Source organism: Kitasatospora sp. NPDC059817 (assembly GCF_042731835.1).
Classification (GTDB): Bacteria; Actinomycetota; Actinomycetes; order Streptomycetales; family Streptomycetaceae; genus Kitasatospora.
Map to the genome: position 1 here is coordinate 3,966 of NZ_JBHWIR010000295.1, position 1,952 is coordinate 5,917.

General features: G+C 71.5%; 1 protein-coding gene. It reads left to right on the forward strand.

Annotation, left to right across the window (positions count from 1 at the left end):
* The first annotated feature begins 308 nt into the window (after positions 1 to 308).
* Positions 309 to 1,787, forward strand: coding sequence for a purine-cytosine permease family protein (locus tag ACFV61_RS33655; RefSeq protein ID WP_380495873.1), 1,479 nt, complete (start codon positions 309 to 311; stop codon positions 1,785 to 1,787).
* Positions 1,788 to 1,952: the final 165 nt, after the last annotated feature.

The window sequence follows — 1,952 nt, forward strand, 5'->3', positions numbered from 1 at the left end:
GGCCGGATCTCCGCCGGGGACCTCGACGCCCGGACCGGGCCCACCAAGGGCGGCGCCGAATTGCGCGCGCGCGCGGCGGCGCGGGGGGGGGGGCCGCGCGTGTCGGGGTGTTCGCGCTGTTCACGGCGTTTACAGCGTTTGCGGAGTGGCCGCGGGCGGGGGTGACGTCCTCCCCTCCGGTACCGGCCAGGCCCGGGAACCGAAGCGGACAAAGTAGGATGACTCAACTCCCGCGCTACGCGCGAAGAGTTCCATAAATACCCCATTTGTTCGATTTATCTCCGCTTCACACGCACGGAGCCACCCTCATGGACAACCCGTCGAACGCCGACACCGGCGGCGCGATAGAAACCCGCGGCATCGAACCCGTCCCCGACCACGAGCGCGGGGGCAGAGTCCGCGAGCTCTTCCCGACCTGGGTCGCCGCGAACATCAGCGTCCTGCTGCTCACCATGGGCGCCGCCCTGGTGGTGTTCAACCAGTTGAACTTCTGGCAGGTCCTGATCGTCGCGGCGTGCGCCGCGCTCGTCTCGTTCGGCCTGGTCGGCGTTCTGTCGGTCTCCGGCAAGTGGGGCGGGGCGCCGGGCGCGACCCTCTCGCGGGCCACCTTCGGGGTGCGCGGCAACCTCTTCCCCGGCGCGGTGCTCTGGATCGCCCGGTTCGGCTGGGAGACGATCAACGCCGTCACCGGCGCCTACGCCGTGCTGACCGTCCTCGACCTGCTCTTCGGCGTCAAGGCCAACACCGCGCTGATCGTCGTCACGCTCTTCGCCTTCGTCGCCTGCACCTTCCTGGTCTCCGGCATGGGCCGCAAGGCGCTGAACGTCTGCAACACCTGGTCGACGTACCTCTTCGGCGTCTTCAGCGTGCTGGTCCTGGGCTACCTGGTCGCCACCATGCACTGGAGCGAGGTCTTCGCCAAGCCCGCGGGCACCACCGCGATGATGATCGCCGGCATCGGGACCATCGCCGCCGGCGGCATCAGCTGGGTCCCCACCGGCCCGGACTTCGCCCGCTACCTCCCGCACTCCGCCTCCGGCAGGAAGATCGTCGGCGTGACGGTTTCCGGCGCCGGCCTGGTGATGGTGCCCATGGTGCTCATGGGCGCCGTGATGGCGGTGGCCTCACCCGGCCTGGCCCAGGCCGCCGACCCGGTCTCCTTCCTCGGCGACCTGCTGCCGACCTGGCTGGCCGTGCCCTACCTGCTGACCGCGATCGTGGGCATGCTGCTGATCAACAGCCTCTCCATGTACTCGGCCGGTTTCACCGCACAGACCATGGGCGTCAAGCTGCCGCGCGCCACGGCCGTCAGCATCAACGCCGTGATCTCGCTGGTCGGCGGCCTGCTGCTGATGCTGGTCGCCAAGAGCTTCCTGGGCTCCTTCATCACCTTCCTCATCCTGCTCGCCGTCTCCTTCTCGGCCTGGATCGGCGTCTACGCGGTGGACATGTTCCGGCGCCGCTCACGCGCGGTGCGCTACGACGCCGCCGGGCTCATGGACACCAGCAGGAACAGCCGCTACTGGTACACCGGCGGCTTCTGCTGGCAGGCCATGGTGTCCTGGGTGCTCGCCCTGCTGCTGGGGCTCGCCTTCACCAAGTGCGACTGGTTCGCCGGCCCGCTCTCCGACACCCCCGTCGGCAGGTACGGGCTCGCCTGGGCAGCGACCATCGTGATCTCCGCCGCGATCATGGCCGCACTCCCCGCCCCCCGGGAGAACACCCCCGCCACCACCGGACAGCCCGCCGACCGCCAGGCGGAGCAGCCCGAACCGGCCACTGCCTGACCCCGAGGCACGGCCCACCACCCACCTCGGCACACCCCGAGCGCCCGGGGGGGGGCCCCGCCCCCCCCCCCGCCCCCCGCGGGCCGGGGGGCCCCCCCCCCCCCCCCCCCCCCCGCAAAAGAGACCGCGGTCGGGGGGGGGGGCGCCGCGCCCCCCGACCGCGCC

Excerpts from the sequence above, each read along its gene's own strand:
- ACFV61_RS33655 (WP_380495873.1), top strand. The coding sequence starts at position 309 with ATGGACAACCCGTCGAACGCCGACACCGGCGGCGCGATAGAAACCCGC.